This is a genomic window from Pseudomonas sp. 15C, from assembly GCF_055484735.1.
Genome location: NZ_JBUDGD010000013.1, coordinates 17,519 through 35,840 on the forward strand (window position 1 = coordinate 17,519; position 18,322 = coordinate 35,840).

General features: G+C 60.2%; 13 protein-coding genes. 11 read left to right on the plus strand and 2 right to left on the minus strand.

Features of this window, described 5'->3' with window-relative positions; all coding sequences use genetic code 11:
• Nucleotides 1-26 precede the first annotated feature (26 nt).
• On the minus strand, nt 27-1,106 hold the full coding sequence (locus tag ACYYKW_RS09630) for a hypothetical protein (protein WP_464989991.1): 1,080 nt from the start codon (nt 1,104-1,106) through the stop codon (nt 27-29).
• A gap of 329 nt (nt 1,107-1,435) precedes the next feature.
• Here ACYYKW_RS09630 and ACYYKW_RS09635 point away from each other — a divergent pair, with 329 nt between their 5' ends.
• The 10 genes from ACYYKW_RS09635 (at nt 1,436) to ACYYKW_RS09680 (ending at nt 14,484) form a co-directional block, all read left to right on the plus strand.
• On the plus strand, nt 1,436-2,305 hold the full coding sequence (locus ACYYKW_RS09635; protein WP_336354869.1) for an esterase/lipase family protein: 870 nt from the start codon (nt 1,436-1,438) through the stop codon (nt 2,303-2,305).
• 98 nt (nt 2,306-2,403) lie between these two features.
• Entirely contained in the window at nt 2,404-2,685 is a 282-nt protein-coding gene (locus tag ACYYKW_RS09640) for a peptidylprolyl isomerase (protein ID WP_039758565.1), read from the plus strand.
• Between the two features lie 130 nt (nt 2,686-2,815).
• Nucleotides 2,816-4,684: an extracellular solute-binding protein gene (locus ACYYKW_RS09645; RefSeq protein WP_464989992.1), complete on the plus strand. Its 1,869-nt coding sequence runs from the start codon at nt 2,816-2,818 to the stop codon at nt 4,682-4,684.
• On the plus strand, nt 4,684-5,751 hold the full coding sequence (locus tag ACYYKW_RS09650; RefSeq protein WP_464989993.1) for a microcin C ABC transporter permease YejB: 1,068 nt from the start codon (nt 4,684-4,686) through the stop codon (nt 5,749-5,751). The genes ACYYKW_RS09645 and ACYYKW_RS09650 overlap by 1 nt, the downstream gene beginning before the upstream one ends.
• Complete coding sequence (locus tag ACYYKW_RS09655) at nt 5,751-6,773, plus strand: ABC transporter permease (RefSeq protein ID WP_090283245.1); 1,023 nt, start codon at nt 5,751-5,753, stop codon at nt 6,771-6,773. Before ACYYKW_RS09650 ends, ACYYKW_RS09655 begins: the two co-directional genes overlap by 1 nt.
• A gap of 9 nt (nt 6,774-6,782) precedes the next feature.
• A complete protein-coding gene (locus ACYYKW_RS09660; protein ID WP_464989994.1) occupies nt 6,783-8,357 on the plus strand; it encodes an ABC transporter ATP-binding protein in 1,575 nt (524 codons plus the stop codon).
• Nucleotides 8,358-8,525: 168 nt separating this feature from the next.
• The gene (locus tag ACYYKW_RS09665; protein WP_464989995.1) at nt 8,526-9,932 is read left to right on the plus strand and encodes a sigma-54 interaction domain-containing protein; all 1,407 of its coding nucleotides are present in this window, start codon (nt 8,526-8,528) and stop codon (nt 9,930-9,932) included.
• A gap of 294 nt (nt 9,933-10,226) precedes the next feature.
• The gene (locus tag ACYYKW_RS09670; protein WP_464989996.1) at nt 10,227-11,618 is read left to right on the plus strand and encodes a GntP family permease; all 1,392 of its coding nucleotides are present in this window, start codon (nt 10,227-10,229) and stop codon (nt 11,616-11,618) included.
• Nucleotides 11,619-11,625: 7 nt separating this feature from the next.
• Complete coding sequence (gene hbdH, locus ACYYKW_RS09675; protein ID WP_203421993.1) at nt 11,626-12,399, plus strand: 3-hydroxybutyrate dehydrogenase; 774 nt, start codon at nt 11,626-11,628, stop codon at nt 12,397-12,399.
• A 129-nt stretch (nt 12,400-12,528) separates the two neighbouring features.
• A complete protein-coding gene (locus ACYYKW_RS09680; protein ID WP_464989997.1) occupies nt 12,529-14,484 on the plus strand; it encodes an acetoacetate--CoA ligase in 1,956 nt (651 codons plus the stop codon).
• A gap of 48 nt (nt 14,485-14,532) precedes the next feature.
• Here ACYYKW_RS09680 and ACYYKW_RS09685 read toward each other — a convergent pair whose 3' ends face one another.
• On the minus strand, nt 14,533-15,642 hold the full coding sequence (locus tag ACYYKW_RS09685; RefSeq protein ID WP_464990021.1) for a PilT/PilU family type 4a pilus ATPase: 1,110 nt from the start codon (nt 15,640-15,642) through the stop codon (nt 14,533-14,535).
• A gap of 114 nt (nt 15,643-15,756) precedes the next feature.
• Here ACYYKW_RS09685 and ACYYKW_RS09690 point away from each other — a divergent pair, with 114 nt between their 5' ends.
• Entirely contained in the window at nt 15,757-18,294 is a 2,538-nt protein-coding gene (locus ACYYKW_RS09690) for a PAS domain-containing hybrid sensor histidine kinase/response regulator (RefSeq protein WP_093101829.1), read from the plus strand.
• Nucleotides 18,295-18,322 lie beyond the last annotated feature (28 nt).

Genomic DNA, 18,322 nt, shown 5'->3' on the forward strand with positions numbered 1-18,322 from the left:
TGAAACCGAAGGGATGGCAGACAGCGCTACGCCTCTACTCGTACCTGTGTTTCTGCCGATTCCTGACTGACATCATCGAGACGTTCTACCGTGTAAGCCACACGCACCGTGGTGCCATGATGCTCACGCCAAAACCGGTGAGGCACGATGAAAATCAACGGTTTCCCTGCCGTTTCGCGGCTGATCTCACGGTCGTCGCGATGGTTGAAAAAGTCTCCGTCACATTTGAGGTATACCAACTCCCCTTCCTGCGTGCGGGCATTACCGATCACGACAGTCACCCCATCGATTGAATCTTCACTGTCAAGCACGCCATCCTGGGCCTCCAGCACATCGGGGGCGTCCAGATCCTCACGGAAAAAGGGCATCACCCGCAGTTTCGTCGCTTCGGACTCACGCAGTGCGCCGACAGCGTCTTCGACCCGGTAACGCACCGCTACCTGCTCACCGAGATGCCCGGCGATGTGCGCTCCGTCGATCCAGAATGACAGCACATCGGCAACAGCGAAGGTTTCGACCTTCAGGTTATCCCTTAAAGAAGCTGGAAACGCATCGGTGCCCCATATCAATGTCACCCGATCGCCAGCCGCCATGCGCGCATAAGGCTGCAGCACGACAAGCGTACCCTCCGGCACCCGCGCTGGGTCCAGTGTTCCACTGACCACACCCTCGACGATCGGTGCGAGCAGTTGTGGACGTGGATCACCGACCGATAATTGCAGACGTGCCGACAAGGAGGGTTCGGGCAATCCGGCACTCATGCGAGTCCAGTAGATTTCCAGCGAACCGCCATCCAGTGCCGCGACATGCAGGCCTTTGATGACGAAAACAACCTCCTTGCCGACCTGGCCTTCGGTGACATAACGCACCATTTCATGCTGGTAAGCGAAGCCTTCGATATCCAGCCCTTCCCAACTCAGCAGCAAGCGGTCTCCGCAGGTCATGCCTGGATAAGGAGCGATACGGACAACGACCCTGCCCAACGCGGGATCGAGCACCCTGCCTTCGACCGAATCCAGGGTTGCCGCTGGCAACAACTCATTTGATGCACAGGCTCCGACGGGGTGGCGCATCCGGTAGCAAAACTCGACTTCATGCGTGTTCATCAGTGGCTCCGTTCCTTGGAAAAACGCCGTTTGCAAGCGACGTCGACAGCTCACATTGAACGGGATCCGGCGAATTTCTTCTGTCGGCACGATTCGCCGCAGACGTCCGGTAAAAGCTGCGCGGCGAGTAGGCAAACATCTCGAATTTGTTATTGAATGTGCGAAAGACGGCGGCAACTTCCGATTCGGATCTCACAACTATCTGATAATTCGTACAACTTCTGGTCCAGTTTCATCGACCAATAGAAGCCTGTTCTTACTTCTTCGGCAAGATGAGTGTTTTAGAGTGGCCTCCGGACTCCCGATGAACCTCTGTGAAAGGTCAGAACATGCAACGGAATGCTTCAACTCGCTATCCCATCCTGCTGGTACATGGTCTGTTCGGATTCGAGCGCATCGGCCACTTCGAGCTATTCCATGACGCACGCGACGCTTTGAAAACAGCCGGCAGCCGTGTGTTCGTCCCACATATTTCCGCCACTCACAAAAACGAAACAAGGGGTGAACAACTGCTTGCACAGATTCATCGCGTACTGATTGGCACAGGTGCCGAGAAAGTCAACCTTATCGGCCACAGCCAAGGTGCATTGGCAGCCCGCTACGCTGCAGCGCTTGCACCACACACCGTTGCTTCGGTGACGTCGGTCAGTGGCCCGAATCATGGTTCGGAACTGGCCGACTTCTTGCGCAAGGCACTGGTCCCGGGCCGTTTGCCGGAAGCGGTGGCGCAGAACGTCGCGACGTTGTTTGCCAACTTCCTTTCATTGCTCAGTGGCAATTCGGCGTTACCGCAGAACGCACTGGCCGCGCTCAATGCACTGACAACCGAAGGCGTCGGCGATTTCAACGATAAGTATCCGCAAGGGCTACCCAGGACCTGGGGCGGGCATGGGCCGGACCAGGTCGATGGCGTGCGCTATTATTCATGGAGTGGCGTCATTGCGACTGCGCCCGCCTCACTGCTTGATCCCATGCATCGTATCTGCCAGGCGCTTTCGCAATACTTCACGACCGAGACGGAGCAAAACGATGGGTTTGTCGGGCGCTTCAGTTCTCACTTGGGCCAGGTGATTCGCTCGGACTATCCGCTGGACCATCTGGGCAGTCTGCGCCGCGCTTACGGCACGGTGACGAGGCTGCCTGATCCGATCGAGCTGTACGTCGAACACGCCGAGCGCCTGCGTGCAGCCGATCTCTGATTTGCGCCACGGACAGAGCAACGGAACTTTGCCGGGAAATCGCTCACTGAATCCGGTAGGCTCCACACTTTACTGAAATACATTTGGAGAAATTCCCCATGGCTAAAGCCACTGCCCGCCACATCCTGGTTTCCAGCGAAGACAAGTGCAACGAACTCAAGGCCCAGATCGAAGGCGGCGCCGATTTCGCCGAAGTGGCCAAGGCCAACTCCAGCTGCCCATCGAGCCGTCAGGGCGGTGACCTGGGCTCCTTCGGTCCTGGTCAGATGGTCAAGGAATTCGACACCGTCGTGTTCAGCGCGCCAATCAATGTCGTGCAAGGCCCGGTGAAGACCCAGTTCGGCTATCACCTGCTGGAAGTCACCAGCCGTCAGGACTGATTCGTCGTCCGACTGCCCGCAACGGCCCGCCTTCTGGTGGGCCGTTGTGTTTCAGTTACACATACGGCTGGCGAGCGACGCGCCTCTCGCGTACAACTTGCGCTTATCGATTCAAGTCCCAAGGCTGACAATGCGACTGGTTTTCCCCACATTGATGCTTGCCGCCCTCGCCCTGCTGACGGCTGGCGCAAGCGCGAACCCCGCACCGCAACATGCCCTGACCGTTTATGGCGAGCCTGCCAAATACCCCGCTGGTTTCAGCCATTTCGACTACACCAACCTGCAGGCGCCCAAGGGCGGCACGATGCGCCGTTCGGCCATCGAGATCGGCCACTTCGACCATGTCCTTCCTTATATAGACAAAGGCATCGGAGTCACGCAGATCGATGGGTTGTTGTATTCGCCGCTGGCCCAGCGCTCGCTGGACGAGCCTTACACCGTGTATGGCCTGGTCGCGCAAAAGATGGAGCGTTCGGACGATGGCCTGTCACTGCGCTTTTTCATCAATCCCAAGGCCCGCTTCGCCGACGGCAAAGCGATCACCGCCGAAGACGTGCGCTACACCTATGACCTTCTGATGACCCAGGGCAGCCTGCGCTATCGCACCCAGTTCGCCGAGGTCAAAGGTGTCGAAGTTGAGGCGCCGCTGACCGTGCGTTTCGATTTCAAGAGCAACGAAAACCGCACCCTGCCCCTCGATATAGCGACGCTCCCGGTGTTCCCCGAACACTGGTGGAAAACCCGCGATTTCGCCGGCGGTGGCGGTTATGAAGCCCCGCTGGGCAGCGGCCCCTATCGAGTCGGCAGGGTCGATTCGGGGCGCAGCATCACCTTTGAGCGCAACCCCGACTGGTGGGGCAAGGACCTGCCGGTCAGTCGCGGCCTGTACAACTTCGATCATTTCAGCATCGAATACTTCGGCGACACCGATGTCGCTCGCCAAGTGCTGCGCGGCGGCGCCTACGACTACAACCGCGAATTCTCGGCGACCGGCTATTCGATCGGCTATGACAGCCCCGCGCTGAGCGACGGCCGTCTGCAAAAAGCCCATTTGGCGACCGAAGCGCCGCAATCGGCCCAGGGATTCGTGTTCAACCTGCAAAAGCCGATGTTCGCCGACCGGCGTGTGCGCCAGGCATTGGCGATGCTCTGGGACTTCGAGTGGAGCAACCGGCAGATGATGCGCAGTCTGTATATTCGCCAGCAAAGCTACTTCTCCAATACGTCGCTGGCCGCCACCGAGTTGCCCGATGCGCAAGAACTGAAGATCCTCGAACCCTTGCGTGGGCAGATCCCCGACGAGGTGTTCAGCAAAGTTTTCGAGGCGCCGAAAACCGATGGCAGCGGTGTGATCCGCGACAAGCAACTGCAAGCCCTCGCACTGCTCGAAGAGGCTGGCTGGAAACCCGAGGGCGATCAACTGGTGAACGCCCAGGGCGAGCCGCTGAGCTTCACTTTCCTGGTCAGCCAGAACGGTATGGATCGCCTGCTACTGCCCTACAAACGCACGCTGAAACAGATCGGCATCGAGCTCAACATCCGCCGCATCGATTCGTCGCAATACGTCAACCGGCTGATGAGCCGCGATTACGACATGATCGTTACCGGCTATCCCGTCACGACATCTCCGGGCGGCGAACTGCTCAACTACTTCGGCTCGGCGTCGGCCAACGATCCCGGTGCCAACAACTACATGGTGCTAAAAAACCCGGCGGTCGATACCCTGATCAATGGCCTGATTCGCGCATCCACCCAGGCCGACATGCTGCGCTATGCGCATGCACTGGACCGGGTACTGCAATGGAACTACTACTGGATTTCCAATTACTATCCACCCGGTACTTCGACCGTGTGGTGGAACCGTTTCGGCATACCGACGATTCAGGCCAGCAATGACGAAGCGATCGAGAGCTGGTGGGAAATCAGCCGCACGCCGCTGACCAACCAACAGATGACCGCCGAGAAAATTGCCCGCGGCAGACCCGGAGGACCGCACTGATGTGGGGTTACATATTGCGGCGTCTGCTGCTGATCATCCCGACGCTGGTGATCATTCTGCTGGTCAACTTCGTGATCATTCAGGCCGCTCCGGGCGGCCCGGTGGAACAGGCCATCGCTCATCTGCAAGGGATCGGTGGCGGTGGCGCCGCCGTCGGCGCCGGTGCCAGCGAGACTGCCAGCGGCGCCTCGCGCGCCAGCCGTGGCCTCGATCCGCAACTGATCAAGGACATCGAGAAACAATACGGCTTCGACAAACCGGCTCATGAGCGCCTGTGGCTGATGCTGAAAAACTATGCGCAGCTGGACTTCGGCAAGAGTTTCTTCCGGGGCGCCACGGTCACTGATCTGATCCTGGAAAAGATGCCGGTGACCATTTCGCTCGGCTTATGGGCGACATTGATTACGTACCTGGTGTCGATTCCGCTGGGGATTCGCAAGGCCGTTCACCACGGTAGTCATTTCGATGTCTGGAGCAGTACCGCCATCATCATCGGTTATGCGATGCCGGCGTTCTTGTTTGCCATGTTCCTTATTGTGGTGTTCGCCGGCGGCACCTCGCTGAACTGGTTTCCGGTGCGCGGGCTGGTCTCGGACAATTTCGAATCGCTGTCGACCCTGGGCAAGATCGCCGACTATTTCTGGCACCTGGTGCTGCCAGTGACAGCGCTGGTGATCGGCGGATTTGCGACGCTGACGATCCTGACGAAAAACTCGTTTCTCAATGAAATCACCCGCCAGTATGTGGTGACCGCGCGCGCCAAAGGCTTGAGTGAACGCCGTGTGCTGTATGGCCACGTATTTCGCAATGCGATGCTGCTGGTGGTGTCCGGCATTCCCCAAGCGTTTATCAGCGTGTTCTTCGCCGGCTCCCTGCTGATCGAAGTGATTTTTTCGCTCGATGGCCTCGGGCGCATGAGCTACGAAGCGGCGGTTTCGCGGGATTATCCGGTGGTGTTCGGTTCGTTGTTCATCTTCACCCTGTTCGGCCTGCTGATAAAACTGATTGGCGACCTGTGCTACACCCTGGTCGACCCGCGTATCGACTTCGCCGCGAGGAACGCCTGATGTTCAAGCTCTCGCCGTTGGGTCGTCGCCGTTTCGAGCGTTTCAAGAAAAACCGTCGCGGCTGGTGGTCGCTGTGGCTGTTCATCGGCCTGTTCATGCTGACACTCGGCGGCGAATTGATCGCCAACGACAAGCCGTTGATGGTCAGCTATCAGGGCCAGTGGTATTTCCCGGTGTTCAAGCGCCACACCGAACAGGAGTTCGGCGGGCAACTGCCATTCCAGGCCGATTATCGCAGCGACTATGTGCAGAACCTGATTCGCAAGGACGGCGGCTGGCTGCTGTTTCCGCCGATTCCGTTCAGTGACGACACGCCGAACTATGACCTGAACAAACCAGCGCCCAGCCCGCCTACATCGGTGAATTGGCTGGGGACTGACGATCAATCGCGAGATGTGCTGGCGCGGGTGATTTTTGGCGCGCGGGTGTCGATCCTGTTTGCCTTGATGCTGACGTTTGTCAGCGCACTGATCGGCATTGCTGCCGGTGCATTGCAGGGCTACTACGGCGGCTGGGTCGACTTGCTTGGGCAACGGCTGCTGGAAGTCTGGTCGGGGTTGCCGGTGTTGTACCTGCTGATCATTCTGTCCGGTTTCGTCGAGCCGAATTTCTGGTGGTTGCTGGGGATCATGGCGCTGTTTTCATGGCTGGCGCTGGTGGATGTAGTGCGCGCCGAATTCCTGCGCGGGCGCAATCTGGAATACGTCAAAGCGGCCCGTGCCTTGGGGCTCAGCGACCGCAAGGTGATTTTTCGGCACATTCTGCCCAACGCGATGAATGCGACTTTGAGCTACCTGCCGTTCATTCTCACCGGAGCGATCTCGACCCTGACCGCGCTGGACTTCCTCGGCTTCGGCATGCCCGCCGGCAGTGCCTCGCTGGGCGAGTTGATCGGCCAGGGCAAACAGAACCTGCAAGCCCCCTGGCTCGGTCTGACGGCGTTCTTCACGCTGGCGCTGATTCTGTCTTTATTGGTATTCATCGGCGAAGCGTTGCGTGACGCATTCGATCCAAGGTCCTGAAGCGTGCCCATGACTGATCACCTGATTGAAATCCGTAACCTCAATGTCGCGTTCCACGGCCAGACCGTGGTGCGTGATTTGTGTCTGGATATCCGCCCGGGCGAATGCCTGGCGCTGGTCGGCGAATCCGGCTCCGGAAAGTCGGTCACCGCGCACTCGATTCTGCAATTGTTGCCCGAGTCCGAGGCGCACACCCGCGGCAGCATTCGCTATCGTGGCCAGGAGCTGCTCGGGGCGGATCCGAAAGTCTTGCGCGAGTTGCGCGGCAACCGCATCGCCATGATTTTTCAGGAGCCGATGACTTCGCTCAATCCGCTGCACACCATCGAGAAACAGATTGGCGAGACGCTTCTGTTGCATCGCGGCCTCGGCGGCAAAGCAGCGCAGCAACGCATTCTCGAATTGCTCGGATTGGTCGGTATTCAGAAACCAAAGGAGCGCTTGAAGGCTTATCCTCATCAGCTGTCGGGCGGCCAGCGGCAACGGGTGATGATCGCCATGGCGCTGGCATGCGAGCCGGAATTGCTGATCGCCGATGAACCCACCACCGCACTCGACGTCACCGTACAACGCAAGATTCTGCTGCTACTCAAATCCCTGCAACAACGTCTGGGCATGTCGCTGCTGTTGATCAGCCATGACCTCAATCTGGTGCGCAGCATCGCGCAACGTGTGTGCGTAATGAAGGCCGGCGCAATCGTCGAGCAGGCGCCCTGCGAAACCTTGTTCACCGAGCCACAGCACCCTTACAGCTGCGTGCTGCTCAACGCCGAACCCGAGGGCGAAGCGCTGCCGCGCGATGAGCGTGAGAACGTGCTGGAAGTCGATGATCTGAAGGTCGAGTTCGCCGTCGGTGGCGGGCTGTTTCAGCGCAAGCAATATCTGCGCGCGGTGGATGGCATCAGCCTGAACATTCAGCGTGGCAAAACGCTGGGCATCGTCGGCGAATCGGGTTCAGGCAAGTCGACGCTGGGTCAGGCGATCCTGCGCCTGCTCGACTCCGAAGGCAGCATCCGCTTTCAGGGCGAGGCACTCGACTGTCTCAATCAGAAACAGATGCGCCCGTGGCGGCGGCAAATGCAAGTGGTGTTTCAGGACCCGTTCGGCAGCCTCAGCCCGCGCATGTCGGTGGCACAGATCATCAGCGAAGGCCTCGAAGTGCATTGTGAATCGAGCGCCGATGAGTGTGATGAGCAAGTGATCCGCGTGCTCAAAGAGGTCGGTCTCGACCCGGAAAGTCGTCATCGCTATCCCCACGAGTTTTCCGGGGGTCAGCGCCAGCGCATCGCCATCGCCCGGGCACTGGTATTGAAACCGGCGCTGATTCTGCTCGACGAGCCGACGTCGGCGCTGGATCGCACAGTGCAGAAACAAGTGGTCGCCCTGCTCCGCCAGTTGCAGGAAAAGCACGGTCTGACGTACCTGTTCATCAGCCATGACCTGGCCGTCGTTCGCGCGCTGGCCCATGACATGATTGTGATCAAGGACGGTAAAGTCGTGGAGCGTGGTGCCAGCCATGAGGTATTCGATGCGCCGCAGCATCCGTATACCAAAGAGCTGTTGGCGGCGGCGCATCCGGGGTAGGCATAATCGATGTGCGACGCGATACCGCGTCGCGGCATTCGCGAGCAGGCTCGCTCCCACAAGGTTCGCGGCTGCTCACGCATTGGGTGACGACCGGTTTCACTGTGGGAGCGAGCCTGCTCGCGAAGGGGCCGGCCCAGGCAACATACCATCAGGATCATTCAACAGATGAACACCACCGAAAGCCTCAAGGACTACCAACGCGTTCGCACGCTGGCGATCCGCTCGCTGTTCGAGATCATCGAGCAGTCGAGCGAAGGCACGGTCATTGTTGATCGGGACGCCAACATCGTCTGGATGAACGAGCGCTATGCCCGGCGCTTCGGCCTTGAATCGGCTGCCAGCGCAATCGGCAAGGCCTGCGAAAGCGTGATCCCCAGCAGCCTGCTGCGTGAAGTGGTACGCACCGGGCGGCCGATTCTGCTCGACATGCAAGACACGCCAAAAGAGCCGTTGGTGGTGATGCGCCTGCCGATCCATGACGATGCCGGCACGGTGATCGGCGCGATCGGTTTTGCCCTGTTCGATGAGTTGCGCACATTGTCGCCCATGCTCAAGCGCTACCTGAGCATGCAGGAAGAACTGGCCTCGACGCGCTCGCTGCTGCGCGCCCGCCAGACCAAATACAACTTTGCCCACTTCATCGGCACCAGCGCCGCCAGTCTTGAAGTCAAACGCCGCGCCCGGCGCAGTGCCAGTGCCGACTCGCCGGTCTTGCTGCTCGGCGAAACCGGCACCGGCAAGGAACTGCTCGCTCAAGCGATCCACAGCGCATCGCCCCGCGCGCACAAGGCGTTCGTCAGCATCAACAGCGCGGCGATCCCCGAAGCGCTGCTCGAAGCTGAATTTTTCGGCACGGCCCCCGGCGCGTTCACCGGTGCTGATCGCAAGGGGCGTACCGGCAAGTTGCAGATCGCTCAGGGCGGCACGCTGTTTCTCGACGAGATCGGCGACATGCCGCTGCCGCTGCAAAGCAAATTACTGCGCGTGTTGCAGGAGAAAGAGTTCGAACCCGTCGGCTCCAACGAAGTGATCCAGAGCGACGTACGAGTCATCGCTGCCACATCGACCGATCTGCAAGCGGCGATCAAGCGCGGCGAATTTCGCGCCGATTTGTACTATCGCCTGAATGTGCTGCCGATCCAGGTGCCGCCCCTGCGCGAACGCCTCGATGATTTGCCGGCACTCAGCGAAGCGATTCTTGAGGAACTGCGCAGCCAGCACGAGCTGCACCGCGATGCGCTGACGTTGCTCGGCCAACACGCCTGGCCGGGGAACATTCGCGAGTTGCGTAATGTGCTGGAGCGTGCGGCGCTACTCAGTGATGACTTGATTCTGACCGAGCAGGATCTGCGCGCGGCGATTGGCACGTTGACACCGGTTGAACGTACGTCCGCGCACGTGGCACAAACGGTAATGGAGGAAACCTTCGCACAGGCGCGCGAGCGGTTTGATCGGCAACTGATTGAAGCCACGTTGGCTCAATGTGCGGGCAAGGTGCCGGAAGCGGCCGCTCGGCTGGGGCTTGGGCGGTCGACGCTGTACAAGAAAATGGTCGCGCTGGGGATTGCCTGATCTCACTTCGGAGACTTAAGTCTCGATTTGTAGATGAAAGTGCTTCGCACTTATCGCGAGCAGGCTCACTCCTACAGGACTGCGCACACCGTCACCCTGTAGGAGTGAGCCTGCTCGCGATGGCGCCAGATCAGGCGAAAAATATCTCAATTCAGAGACAAACTCTCCTATCGTGACCGCATCCAGCTCATCAATTTTTTGTTTTTCAATCACTTAGCCAATTGGCACAAATCTCGCTAACACCTCTCCACACCCGTTCCACCCACAAAAATAACAATTCTGGAGAGACACACCATGAGTGTGATCATTGCCTTGGCAGCCCTCGCGTTGCTGATGCTGGCCGCCTACCGTGGCTACAGCGTTATCCTCTTTGCCCCGATTGCCGCGCTCGGCGCGGTCCTGCTCACCGATCCTTCCGCTGTCGCACCTGCCTTCACCGGGGTGTTCATGGAAAAAATGGTCGGCTTCATCAAGCTGTATTTTCCGGTGTTCCTGCTCGGCGCCGTGTTCGGCAAACTGATCGAGCTGTCGGGTTTCTCCCGGTCGATCGTGGCAGCAGCGATTCGCCTGCTCGGCACTCGCCAGGCCATGCTGGTGATCGTGCTGGTTTGCGCGTTGCTCACCTACGGCGGCGTATCGTTGTTCGTGGTGGTGTTTGCGGTGTATCCGTTTGCCGCCGAGATGTTTCGCCAGAGCAACATCCCCAAACGGCTGATCCCGGCGACCATCGCCCTTGGCGCGTTTTCCTTCACCATGGACGCCCTGCCCGGCACCCCGCAGATTCAGAACATCATTCCCAGCACGTTCTTCAATACCACCGCATGGGCCGCGCCGTGGCTGGGTGTGATCGGCACGATTTTCGTGTTCTGCGCCGGCATGCTGTTCCTGCAGCGTCAGCGCAACAAGGCGCAGCGCACTGGCGAGGGCTACGGCACCGAGCTGCGCAACGAGCCGGAAACCGCCGAAGACCTGAAGCTGCCCAACCCGTGGATTGCACTGTCGCCGCTACTGGCGGTTGGCATCATGAACCTCCTGTTCACCCAGTGGATTCCGCAGTGGTACGGCAAGACCCACAGCCTCGCGCTGCCAGGCATGGCCACGCCGGTCACCACCGAAATTGCCAAGCTCACCGCAATCTGGGCGGTACAGGCGGCGCTGTTGGTCGGAATTCTGATGGTGTTGGCGTTCGGCTTTCAGGCGATTCGCAGCAAGCTCGCCGAAGGCAGCAAGAGTGCAGTCAGCGGCGCACTGCTGGCGGCGATGAACACCGCGTCCGAATACGGTTTTGGCGCAGTGATCGCCTCGTTGCCGGGCTTTCTGGTACTGGCCGACTGGCTCAAGCAGATCCCCAATCCACTGATCAACGAAGCCATCACCGTAACCCTGCTGGCCGGCATTACCGGCTCGGCATCGGGCGGCATGAGCATTGCCCTGGCGGCGATGTCCGAGCAGTTCATCAGCGCAGCCAACGCTGCAAACATTCCGCTGGAAGTGCTGCACCGCGTAGCCGCCATGGCCAGCGGCGGCATGGACACCCTGCCGCACAACGGCGCGGTGATCACTCTGCTGGCGGTGACCGGGCTGACCCACCGCGAAGCCTATAAAGACATTTTCTGTATTACGCTGATCAAGACCCTGGCGGTTTTCGTAGTGATCGGCACTTTCTACGCCACTGGCATTGTGTGAGGTATTCATGACGACTCTTTCCGGCAAGACCGCACTGGTGACCGGCTCCACCAGCGGCATCGGTCTGGGCATCGCACTGAGCCTGGCCAAGGCTGGGGCCAATCTGATTCTCAACGGTTTTGGCGATGCGTCGGCAGTGATTGCCGAAGTCGGCCAGTTTGGTGGCAAGGTCGGCCACCATCCGGCGGACGTCAGTGACCCCGCGCAGATTGCCGAGATGATCGCCTACGCCGAGCGCGAGTTCGGTGGCGTGGATATTCTGGTCAATAACGCCGGCATTCAGCATGTCGCGGCGGTGGAAGAGTTTCCGGTCGATCGCTGGGATTCGATCATTGCCATCAACCTGTCCTCGGTGTTCCACAGCTCCCGCCTGAGCCTGCCGGGCATGCGCCGCAAAAACTGGGGACGGATCATCAATATCGCCTCGGTGCACGGCCAGGTCGGTTCGACCGGCAAAGCCGCTTACGTGGCCGCCAAGCACGGCGTGATCGGCCTGACCAAAGTGGTCGGCCTGGAAACCGCGACCAGCAACGTCACCTGCAACGCCATTTGTCCGGGCTGGGTGCTGACGCCGCTGGTGCAGAAGCAGATCGACGATCGTGCGGCCAAGGGTGTCGATCCGCAGCAGGCGCAACATGATCTGCTGGCCGAGAAACAACCGTCGCTGGAATTCGTTACGCCGCAGCATCTGGGCGAACTGGTGTTGTTTCTGTGCAGCGAGGCTGGCAGTCAGGTGCGTGGTGCGGCGTGGAATATCGATGGCGGCTGGCTCGCGCAATAACGCCCCTCTGCAGGAGCAAGCCTGCTCGCGAAGGCGACTTTCAGTTATCGATGACGACAGACAGACCGCTATCGCGAGCAGGCTCGCTCCCGCTGGAAGCCCCATCAACCCGATAAAAAGAGGCAAGCAATGTCCGACATGCTCTGGCAACCCGGCGCCAATCGTATCGCCCAATCACGCATGGATGCGTTTCGCCGTGCCATCAATCAACGCCACGGTCTGAACATTGGCGACTACCCTGCCCTGCACCACTGGAGCATCGAGCAGCGTGCGGATTTCTGGCAGGCGCTTGTCGATTTCTTCGATATCCGCTTTCACACCCAGCCCGACGCGGTACTGCGTGAAGGCGTGCAGATGCCCAGCGCCGAGTGGTTTCCGGGCGCGACCCTGAACTTCGCCGAACACCTGCTGCGCCGCCGCGACGACGCCGTGGCAGTGATCAGCGTGGCGGAGAACGGCCAGCGCGAGCAATTGACCTGGGCCGAACTGGCCGAGCACGTCGCCGGTTTTCAAGCGAGCCTGCAGGCGGCCGGCGTGGGCCTCGGTGACCGTGTCGCAGCGTGCATGCCCAATACCTGGCAGACGCTGGTGGCGATGCTGGCGACCACCAGCCTCGGGGCGATCTGGTCGTGCTCTTCGCCCGACTTCGGTACCCACGGGGTCATCGATCGCTTCGGCCAGATTGAACCGAAAGTGCTGCTGACCTGCGCGGGTTATCGCTATGCCGGCAAGATCCTCGACCAGGCTGACAAGATCAACGGCATCCTCGAACAGCTGCCGACGCTCAAACAGTTGATCATCGTCCCGTACGCCCAGCCGCAAGCACACGCCGAAATGTACCGGACACAGGCTGAAGTGAGTTTGTGGGATGACTTCTACGCAGCCGGCGGCGAAGCGCATTTCGTCCCGGTGCCATTCAACCATCCGCTTTACGTGCTGTATTCCAGCGGCACCACCGGCGTACCGAAGTGCATCGTCCACAGCACCGGCGGCGTGCTGCTGCAGCACGTCAAGGAGCACGGCCTGCATTGCGATCTCGGCCCCGGCGACCGGCTGTTCTACTACACAACGTGCGGCTGGATGATGTGGAACTGGCTGGTCTCCGCGCTTGCGGTCGGCAGTGCGGTGGTGCTCTACGATGGCTCGCCGTTTTACCCGGACCACCATCGCTTGCTCGACTTGATCGACGATGAGCGCATCAGCGTGTTCGGCACCAGCCCGAAGTATCTGGCCACCCTGGAAAACAGCGGTGCCCGCCCTCGCGACAGCCATGATCTGGGCAGCCTGAACACCCTGCTGTGCACCGGCTCGGCGCTGTCGCCGCAGAGCTATGACTATGTTTACCGCGACGTTAAAAGCGATGTGTGTCTGGCGTCGATGTCCGGCGGCACCGATATCGTCTCTTGCTTCGTCAATGGCAATCCGCTGTCAGCGGTACGGCGTGGTGAAATCATGGGCAAGAGCCTGGGCATGGCGGTCGAGGTGTGGAGCGACGCCGGCCAGGCGGTGATCGGCGAGAAAGGCGAACTGGTCTGCACCCGGCATTTTCCGGCCATGCCGATCGGTTTATGGAATGACCCGGACGGCACGAAACTGCGCCAGTCGTATTTCAGCCTGTTTCCCGGTGTTTGGGCACAGGGCGATTACGCCGAACAATTGCCACACGGCGCGATGTTGATACACGGGCGTTCGGATGCGGTGCTGAACCCCGGCGGCGTGCGCATCGGCACGGCCGAGATCTACCGTCAGGTCGAGAAGCTCAGCGACGTACTGGACAGCGTCGCCATCGGCCAGCAGTGGCAGGGTGACGTAAGGGTCGTGTTGTTCGTGCGATTGCGCGAAGGACTGCAACTGGATGACGCGCTCGAACAGCGCATCCGCCAGGTGATCCGCGCCAATACCACCCCAAGGCATGTACCGGCGAAGATCGTTGCGGTGACCGATATTCCGCGCACCATCAGCGGCAAGATCGTCGAACTGGCGGTGCGCGAGGTGGTGCATGGGCGACCGGTGAAAAACACCGATGCGTTGGCCAATCCCGAGGCGCTTGCCCAGTTTCGGGGTCGGCCGGAACTGGATTTCTGAACCTTGCGCTGGCAGCCGCACGCCAAAACGCGGGTGCCAGCCTGTTCGTCAATCCATCAAGCCCCACTCTCCCGAGACTGAGCTCGCGTTATTGACGGGTTCATCCGCCAGCTTCAAGCGCAGCTTCAGATTGTTCGCCGAATCTGCATTTTTCAGCGCTTCGTCTGCACTGATTGCGCCTTCCATCACCAGCGCAAACAGTGCCGCGTCGAAGGTTTGCATGCCCAGCTCGGCGGACTTTTCCATCATCGGCTTGAGCTCCTCCAACTGCCCGCGCCGAACCAGATCAGCGATAGTCGGCGTCCCCAACAGCACCTCGACCGCTGCCCGGCGCTGCCCATCGACGCCGCGTACCAAGCGCTGCGAAACAAAGGCGCGCAAATTATTGCCGAGTGCGTGCAACAGTTGCGGTCGCCGCTCTTCGGGGAACATGTTAATGATCCGGTCCAGCGCCTGATTGGCATTGGTGGCATGCAACGTCGACAACACCAGATGCCCGGTGTCGGCAAACGCCAAGGCATGCTCCATGGTTTCGCGGTCGCGGATTTCGCCAATCAACACCACATCCGGAGCTTGGCGCAGGGTATTTTTCAATGCCGCGTGAAAACTGCGAGTATCGACGCCGACCTCACGCTGGTTGACGATCGAGCGCTGATGCCGATGGATGTACTCGATCGGGTCTTCGATGGTGACAATGTGCCCGGTACTATGGCGGTTGCGATGATCGATGAGTGCGGCCAGAGAGGTCGATTTACCCGAGTTGGTCGCCCCGACGAACAGAATCAGCCCGTGCTTGAGCATGATGGTGTCGAGCAGCACTGGCGGCAATTTCAGGTCGGCGAACCTCGGTATATCGAGTTTGACGTTACGAATGACGATCGACACGTCGTTGCGCTGCTTGAAAATGTTCACCCGAAAGCGGCCGATGCCCGTTCGGGAGATTGCCAGGTTCATTTCAAGATCCCGGTCGAACTCCCGTTGTTGCTCGGCGTCCATCAGTGAGGCGGCGATGGCGGCGGTTTCGCCGAGTTTGAACGGCTGTTCGCCCAACGCGACGAGCACGCCGTCGATCCGCGCGCTGGGCGGTGCGCCTGTAGAAAGAAACAGGTCTGAGCCGTTTTTATTGGACAAAATTGATAACAGTGCATCGATTTCCATGGCAAAAATCATCCGCGAAGCATTCAATGAACAGAAATTGGCCTGCACCTGACGCACGCCTGTTTGCAACAATGATAGACGCCGTCTCACCGAACTACGCTCAGGACCGATGTAATGAACGCTGTACCGATTCCCGATGATGCCCAGGCACTGCTCACCCGCACCGACTGGAGTCGCGGCCCCTTGGGCGCTGCCGAAACCTGGCCGCAGAGCCTGCGCACCGCGGTCGACATCGTCATTCACTCGCCCATGCCCATGGTGTTGCTGTGGGGCCCGCAGCTAACGCAGATCTACAACAACGGTTTTGCCATGCTTGCCGGGCAGAAGCATCCGCAGGCTTTCGGGCAGCCGGCGCATGAGGTCTGGCCGGAGCTTCGCGACTTCACCGACCCGATTTACTCCGCCGTCCTGCAGGGCCAGGTGCGCACCTACAGCGAACGGCGCTTCACCTTGCAGCGTGACGGCAAGGACAGCGACTTCTGGCTTGATCTGACCTATAGCCCGATTCGCGACGAATCCGCGCAAGTCGCCGGGATTCTCGTCACCGCCATCGAAACCAATGAACGCCGACGCGTTGCGCTGGAATTGCAGCGCCGCTCCGAAGAGAGCCTGCAAGCACAACGTGAAACCGAAGAGCGCCTGCAACTGGCCTTGGCGGCGACCGACGCGGTGGGCACCTGGGACTGGAATATCGGCGAAGACCGCTTCATCGCCGACGCGCATTTCGCTCAGCTGCACGGGGTCGATCCCGCGCAGGCCCGGCAATTGCCGATCAGCGAGTACCTGCAAGGCGTGCACCCCGAAGATCGCGCCATGGTTGCGCGCAGCATCAAACACTGCATCACCCACGGCACCGAATACGCCGAGGAATATCGCCTGCTGCAGCCTGACGGCGAGGTACGCTGGGTGTTTGCGCGCGGGCGCTGCTACAAGGATCACCATGGCCGGCCGACGCGGTTCCTCGGCGCCGCGCTGGACCTGACCGAGCGCAAGCACACCGAACAGGCATTGCGCCAGAGTCAGACCGAGCTGCAACTGATCATCAACGCCATGCCGATCCTGATCAGCTACGTCGATCGCGAAGAACGCTTCCGCTTGAACAACGCGGCTTATCTGGACTGGTACGGCCTCACGCCACAGGAGCTGTACGGGAGAACGATCCGCGAAGTGATTGGTGAGGAGGCGTATTTCCTGCGCCTGCCGTACATTGCCGAAGCGCTGGCCGGCCGGCCGTGTTCCTTCAGCCTGTACACCCCGCACCGCGATGGCAGCAGCCGCCACGCGTTGATGAATTATCTGCCGCGGTATGGCGCCGACGGCGCGGTCAACGGTTTCTATATCTTTGTGATCGACGAAACCGAGCGCAAGAAAACCGAAGAAGCCCTGCGCAATCTCAACGAAACCCTGGAAGAACGCGTCAGTGCTCGCACTGAGCAACTGGCTTTGGCCAATCAGCGCTTGCAGAGCGAAATGTTCGAACGCGAGCGCGCTGAAGATGCGTTGCGCCATGCGCAGAAGATGGAAGCGGTCGGCCAGCTCACCGGCGGCATCGCCCACGACTTCAACAACATGCTCACCGGGATCATCGGCAGTCTCGACCTGATGCAGCGCTACATCGCCAACGGCCGCGCCGACGAGATCGGGCGTTTCACCGAAGCGGCGGTGTCTTCGGCCAATCGTGCGGCGGCACTGACTCACCGTTTGCTGGCGTTCTCGCGGCGCCAGTCGCTGGATCGCAAAACCCTCGACGTCAATGTGCTGGTGCTATCGCTGGAGGATCTGATCCGCCGGACCAAGGGCGATCCGATCGAACTCAAACTGCAACTGGCCAACGATGTGTGGCCGGTCAGCACCGACGTCAGCCAACTGGAAAACGCCCTGCTCAATCTGGTGATCAACGCCCGCGATGCGATGCCCGATGGCGGCCAGTTGCTGATCGAAACCGCCAACGTCTATCTCGACGGCAGTGACATCACCACGCTGGAACCGGTCAAGGCTGGCGATTATCTAATGCTCGCAGTCAGCGATAACGGTACCGGCATGACGCCCTCGGTACGCTCGAAAGCCTTCGATCCGTTTTTCACCACCAAGCCGATCGGCCAGGGCACCGGCCTGGGGTTGTCGATGATTTATGGTTTTGCCCAGCAATCAGGCGGGCATGTCAGCCTCGACAGTTTGCCGGGCCAGGGGACGTCGGTGCGTTTGTATCTGCCGCGCTTGCACGGCGTCGAGGCACAACACGCCACGCAACCGGCCGTTGAACAAACGCCGACCATCGCCACCGGTGAAACCGTGATGGTGGTCGAAGACGATCCGGCGGTGCGCATGCTGGTGCTCGATCTGCTCCGGGAATTGGGTTATCAGACCTACGAAGCCGTCGACGCGAAGACCGCCCTGCCCCTGCTCGAATCCAGCCGGCGCGTGGACCTGCTGGTCACCGACGTCGGCCTGCCGGGCATGAACGGTCGGCAATTGGCGGAGATTGCCCGACAGCATCGGCCGGGCCTGAAGGTGCTGTTCATGACCGGTTATGCGCAGAAAGCCGCCGAACGCCAAGGCTTTCTCGAGGATGGCATGGACATGGTCGCCAAACCGTTCGCAGTCGAGTTGCTGGCCAGCAAGATCCGCACGATGACCAGCCAAACCCTGTGACTTGAGGCATAATCCGCGCCCCGCCGTC